Origin of the sequence: Nocardia sp. NPDC052112, from assembly GCF_040680135.1 — a bacterium.
Lineage (GTDB): Bacteria > Actinomycetota > Actinomycetes > Mycobacteriales > Mycobacteriaceae > Nocardia.
This window is the reverse complement of sequence record NZ_JBFAWD010000065.1, coordinates 1-4,406: the sequence shown is the minus strand read 5'-3', so window position 1 is coordinate 4,406 and position 4,406 is coordinate 1. Positions and strand designations below refer to the sequence as shown.

General features: G+C 64.5%; 8 protein-coding genes. 6 read left to right on the top strand and 2 right to left on the bottom strand.

What is annotated here, in order from left to right:
- Positions 1 to 316 precede the first annotated feature (316 nt).
- A complete protein-coding gene (locus AB0L58_RS42855; RefSeq protein WP_364397448.1) occupies positions 317 to 769 on the bottom strand; it encodes a hypothetical protein in 453 nt (150 codons plus the stop codon).
- Positions 770 to 807: 38 nt separating this feature from the next.
- Positions 808 to 1,908: a hypothetical protein gene (locus AB0L58_RS42850; RefSeq protein ID WP_364397446.1), complete on the bottom strand. Its 1,101-nt coding sequence runs from the start codon at positions 1,906 to 1,908 to the stop codon at positions 808 to 810.
- A 552-nt stretch (positions 1,909 to 2,460) separates the two neighbouring features.
- Between AB0L58_RS42850 and AB0L58_RS42845 the strand changes: the two genes are divergently transcribed.
- From AB0L58_RS42845 to AB0L58_RS42820, 6 genes are all read left to right on the top strand, one after another.
- A complete protein-coding gene (locus AB0L58_RS42845) occupies positions 2,461 to 2,784 on the top strand; it encodes a hypothetical protein (RefSeq protein ID WP_364397443.1) in 324 nt (107 codons plus the stop codon).
- A complete protein-coding gene (locus AB0L58_RS42840; RefSeq protein WP_364397440.1) occupies positions 2,781 to 2,957 on the top strand; it encodes a hypothetical protein in 177 nt (58 codons plus the stop codon). The genes AB0L58_RS42845 and AB0L58_RS42840 overlap by 4 nt, the downstream gene beginning before the upstream one ends.
- Positions 2,958 to 3,087: 130 nt before the next feature.
- Entirely contained in the window at positions 3,088 to 3,351 is a 264-nt protein-coding gene (locus tag AB0L58_RS42835) for a hypothetical protein (protein ID WP_364397437.1), read from the top strand.
- A 39-nt stretch (positions 3,352 to 3,390) separates the two neighbouring features.
- Complete coding sequence (locus AB0L58_RS42830; protein ID WP_364397434.1) at positions 3,391 to 3,588, top strand: hypothetical protein; 198 nt, start codon at positions 3,391 to 3,393, stop codon at positions 3,586 to 3,588.
- 37 nt (positions 3,589 to 3,625) lie between these two features.
- Positions 3,626 to 4,072: a hypothetical protein gene (locus AB0L58_RS42825; RefSeq protein WP_364397432.1), complete on the top strand. Its 447-nt coding sequence runs from the start codon at positions 3,626 to 3,628 to the stop codon at positions 4,070 to 4,072.
- Positions 4,073 to 4,083: 11 nt separating this feature from the next.
- Positions 4,084 to 4,266, top strand: coding sequence for a hypothetical protein (locus tag AB0L58_RS42820; protein ID WP_364397429.1), 183 nt, complete (start codon positions 4,084 to 4,086; stop codon positions 4,264 to 4,266).
- Positions 4,267 to 4,406 lie beyond the last annotated feature (140 nt).

Here is a 4,406-nt window from a genome sequence, read left to right as displayed (position 1 = left end):
CGACCGTTCCGGCGCAGGGGCTCCGGCCATCGAGTTGCCGAGTCTGCGGTGTCGACAGACTGATCGAAGGACACGGTCACGAGGCCGACCGGGCGCCTGCTCGGCCGGAGTCCGCATTTCAGCGCTGTCGCGGCGGTTCGACCGTTCCGTCGCCAGGGCTTCGGCCACCGGGCGATTTTCTGATCGGCGGCCTGGCGGTCGATCCGGATCGTCGCTGAAGGGGCGAGCCGACCGTGTACCGATACCGATTGTGAGACCTTGCAGCCCAGGAGGACGACGGTCCGAAGTAACCGACCGCGAACCTACCGAGCAGCATTTACTCCCGCGCAGCGCCATCCGGCCAGACGATTTCGACTGGCACGCCGCGCTCACGGGCAAGCTCGACCACGGTGCCGGTACCGCCCCGCTGACTTGCATCCCCATCCCACACCGCGACTAGCCGGGAACACGATGACAGCATGACTTCGTTCGCGGCTTCGTACGCCTCCCTGCCAGCGTCGTCGAAGTCCATTACGTGCACCTTCGATGCGCTGCTGAGCAGCTTGTCGAACAGTTCGGCATGGTCCGGTTTCACCTTGCGTTCGCGGTAGTTCCGCGACGGCAGCACGACTTCGAGCGCTCCGCCAGCATCGAGCACCGCCTTCGCGAATACCGAATCGGCGCCATGTGCAATGCAACTGATGCCAACCAGGTCGGAGACCGTGTCACTCCCGAGGATCTTGCTGATCGCCTCGTACACCAGCGGCACGGTGGCCTCGGTGATGTTCATGTGCCCGGTGACCCCGATACGCACCATGCAGACGACTCCTATGCCGTTGCCGCGACGAGGGGCCGCATGCGCTCGCGCAGTTCGGCCACCACACCGACGTTGACAAACTGTTCGGTGCGGTTGTACACCCTCGCGAGCTTCTTGGCCACGCGGTCAGACGCGGTCTGTTCGACCACCTGCAGCGCAGCGTGCCCAGCACGGCACGCTTCCTCCGGTTCGCCCTCGATCAGCCTGGCCTCGACCATCCCCAACTGATCCAGCGCCGCCGAGCGCCGTCGGTCCGGTTGCCGCAATTGGATCGCGCGGTCGATGTATCCAGCGGCCTCACCCGCAAACGACTGATCCCGGCGCGCGATGTCGAGCAATCGGCCACCGAGCGTGCCGGACAACTCGGCGGCGTCGAAGTAGTGGATCCAGTACGGGTCGACGCCGGGCTCGGAGTGCTCGAACGCTTCATACGCCTTCTCGCAGGTTTTGCGGAACGCCGTCGTCCGCCCTAACTGCCCGTAGGCCCATGCTTCGCGGGTGTGCAGCATGGCTTCGGCGGTCTGGGTGAGGTGACCCGCAGCGTAGTTCTGGGCGAGCCGGATCAGTTCGAGCGCGTCCGATGGTCGGCCCAGCGAAAGCAGTTGGCGTGCCATTCCTGCGAGTGCGAGCGCGCAGAACGCTGGATCGTCGGCTTCGCGGGCGGCTCGGACTGCGAGCGCGTAGTAGCGCTGGGCGAGAGTCTGCTGACCGGAGTCCCACGACATCATGGCCGCCGTTTCCGCGAGCTGTGCCATCGTTCCGGCCAGCCGACGGCGGATCTCTGGCGGATGGGCTTCCCTGAGCAGCTCGTTCACTTCGCTCAGTTGGCCGACAACAGCTTTCCGGCGCAACCCACCACCATGCTGGTCGTCCCATGCACGGAAAACTCGAGCCGCGTTCTCCAGCTGCTCAACCTCCTGCACCCCTACCCCCGGCCTGGCACAGCCCGGAATCGTAATCGCGCTACCGTGACGTAGCCACCACTCGAGCGGTTCGAGTAGCGGTGCGCCGATCACTACTCCGAGTAGCGCCTTGCTGATCTGGCGACGATCCAAAATCAGGTCCTCCCTGGTCAGGTCGTTGGCGACTATGGTTGCGTCCGCAGTCCACATGCCCGGAATCCATTGGATGCCAACACTATCCGCAGGAAGATCATCGGCAGGTTTGCCGCCGATCGCAGTGGTGAATCGAGCGCGTTGCTCAGCCGTCGCTCGGCTGAGCATTGTCTCCATAATTTCGGCGCATTTGTCGCCCAATTCGATGGCGTCGCCCAAGTGTCGCCACTTCGTCACCGTGCTCTTCGCGATGCCCGCGCGTGAGGCAAACCGAACTTGGGTAAGCCCCAAAGCTTCCCGCAAAGCGGTGGCTTCGGCGCCGGTCCATTTGACCTGCATACCCAACATTCGCCCCCTGCTGTGAGAACGTCCACCGTGCGTAGACCGAAGTAGACCGCCAGGTAGACCAGCGTAGACCGCGGCGGGCTTCCGACGTGCTCAAACAGGCGCGATGGTTGGCACAGCCACCCGGCGCCGGGTCGATGTGGCCCAGGCTCCGTCCCTCCTCGGAGGGAGCGCTCACCGATCTTGTGTCCTCGGATCAGCGAGCCCGACATCCCCGGCGCCGAGTGCACTCAACCGGAACAACGCACCGAGGGGTATCGCCCAATGCCCGCAGAACTCATGACTCTCACCGTCATCGCCGCCGTCGTTGCGGGGATGGGTCTGATCGTCTACTTCCTGCCCTCCATCATTGACCCTGACGGCACACCCGAAAGCTCGGTGCCTGCCGGTGAAATCCTGCACCGGGTCGCCTCCGAGGACACCTGCCACCATGCACCCGAGATCGGGTACACCGTCGACGATGCGCACGCGATGATGCGGGAACGGCTGGACTGCACAATCGATCGCTGCGCCGCGAAGCGCATGGCGTACACGACGCTGGTGGAGTCCGGGCGGATCGTCCCGGCGAGTGAGCGGCACGTCCGGTGAGCCTCATCATCTTCAGCGACGGAGCGACCGGCATCCCGGATGAGGACGGCTGGATCGAAGAGTTCGACTTCGTCGATTTCGATGGCCGCGAACTGGACGGGCAAGACTGGCTGCCCGCCGCGTTCATCGATATCGAACCGGAGGCCGTCGTCGATGTCGAGATCGAGCAGTGAAGCCGCGCGCGGCGAACATGCCGACTCCCAAGTTCTACCAACCCGGTCGACACGATGCCGGAGTCCGCCGCTATTTCGGGCTCGGCCAGTTCGCGCTGCGGTCCGGGGTCCCCTACAAGCAGCTGTGGCATTGGCGACACAGCAACCGAATCTGGGTGCCGACCCCGACATTCGAGTCGGCGATCATCTCGGCTGGTCCCTGGCCTGCATCCAGGCGTGGAACCCGGACGGAAAACCGTTCGTGCGGCCTCACACTGCCCTGTTCGCCGACATCGTCACCGTGAAACAACGTCTCCACAGCATGCCCACCAACGTGTTGTGGGCGTGCATCGGTGACGGGGCCTATCCCCGGCCGGTCGTCTGGGTCGACGACTGGCCCGGCTGGCTGCTGTGACCAACGCCCGCATCAAGACCCAGAGGACCCAAAGCCCCCATGTATGAAACCAGCTACCAGCATCACGGCAACCCCGAGCAGATCGAAGAGTTCACCACCGCCGTCGCGCCTAGCGCGCCGCCGACCGCCGAGCAGCTCACACAGATCTACGAGTCGATGCGCGCAGCGGGCTGGAAAACCCCGCCCTACGTTGTGGCGTGTGCCCGTCACAACAAACGGCCCGACCCCGCCGCGTAGTGCCGTGCCGTTCTCGTAACCCCTGATGGAGGAACAGATGAAGATTGTCAGAACCACCCTCGCGGCATGCACCATCGCCTTGCCCATGGGCGCGGGCAACGTGACAGACGGCACTGGCCCCGCGTACGCCGCCGCGAAGGACTGCGGGTTCGAATTCACCTGGACACGTCCCACTGTGCTACCGCCACAAGTGGTGGCGCGAGGTGTCGCCCAGTGCACCGAGCCACCGGAGGAACATACCGTGGTGTTGAAGCTGGAATTCAATCCCGCCGGTAGCTCGCGGTGGGAAGTAGCGTCGGCGACGCAGCCGAATCGTACGCTTCCGGCTCCCGATGCCAGATACGAGGTGTCGGCCCCCTGCTATGCCGGGTCGTGGCGCGCGGCGGTGGAGATCTGGGGCAGTATCCAGGGACACCCGTTCACGTTCAGTGACAGGTCCGGATCGGTAGACGTTCCGGCAAGCAAGTGTGCATCCCGAGGATAGGAGTCGAGCCCATGAGTTCCGACATGACAGTGTCGCGGCAACTGCGCGATGAACTCCAGACGGTCACCGAAAAGGTTGCGGCGCTGCTGGGTTCGGGTCATCCGGTGGTGTCTACGCTGATGCGGGCAGCCGACGAGCTAGCAGCGGCGGCACTTGCCGACGAGCCGCCCAATTACGGTGACCGCAGTCGGTAGCTGGGTGCAGATCTGCTGACTCCGCCACTCGTCGCCCGATTTCCTGTTGTCAATGTCGTTATGCCGCGTGGACGGCGCGAACAGTTGCAGCGGCGGTATGCGCGAACGGTTTTGGGCTGTCTCGGGATTCGGTTGCGTGT

Excerpts from the sequence above, each read along its gene's own strand:
- AB0L58_RS42855 (WP_364397448.1), bottom strand. The coding sequence starts at position 769 with ATGAACATCACCGAGGCCACCGTGCCGCTGGTGTACGAGGCGATCAGC.
- AB0L58_RS42850 (WP_364397446.1), bottom strand. The coding sequence starts at position 1,908 with ATGTGGACTGCGGACGCAACCATAGTCGCCAACGACCTGACCAGGGAG.
- AB0L58_RS42845 (WP_364397443.1), top strand. The coding sequence starts at position 2,461 with ATGCCCGCAGAACTCATGACTCTCACCGTCATCGCCGCCGTCGTTGCG.
- AB0L58_RS42830 (WP_364397434.1), top strand. The coding sequence starts at position 3,391 with ATGTATGAAACCAGCTACCAGCATCACGGCAACCCCGAGCAGATCGAA.
- AB0L58_RS42825 (WP_364397432.1), top strand. The coding sequence starts at position 3,626 with ATGAAGATTGTCAGAACCACCCTCGCGGCATGCACCATCGCCTTGCCC.
- AB0L58_RS42820 (WP_364397429.1), top strand. The coding sequence starts at position 4,084 with ATGAGTTCCGACATGACAGTGTCGCGGCAACTGCGCGATGAACTCCAG.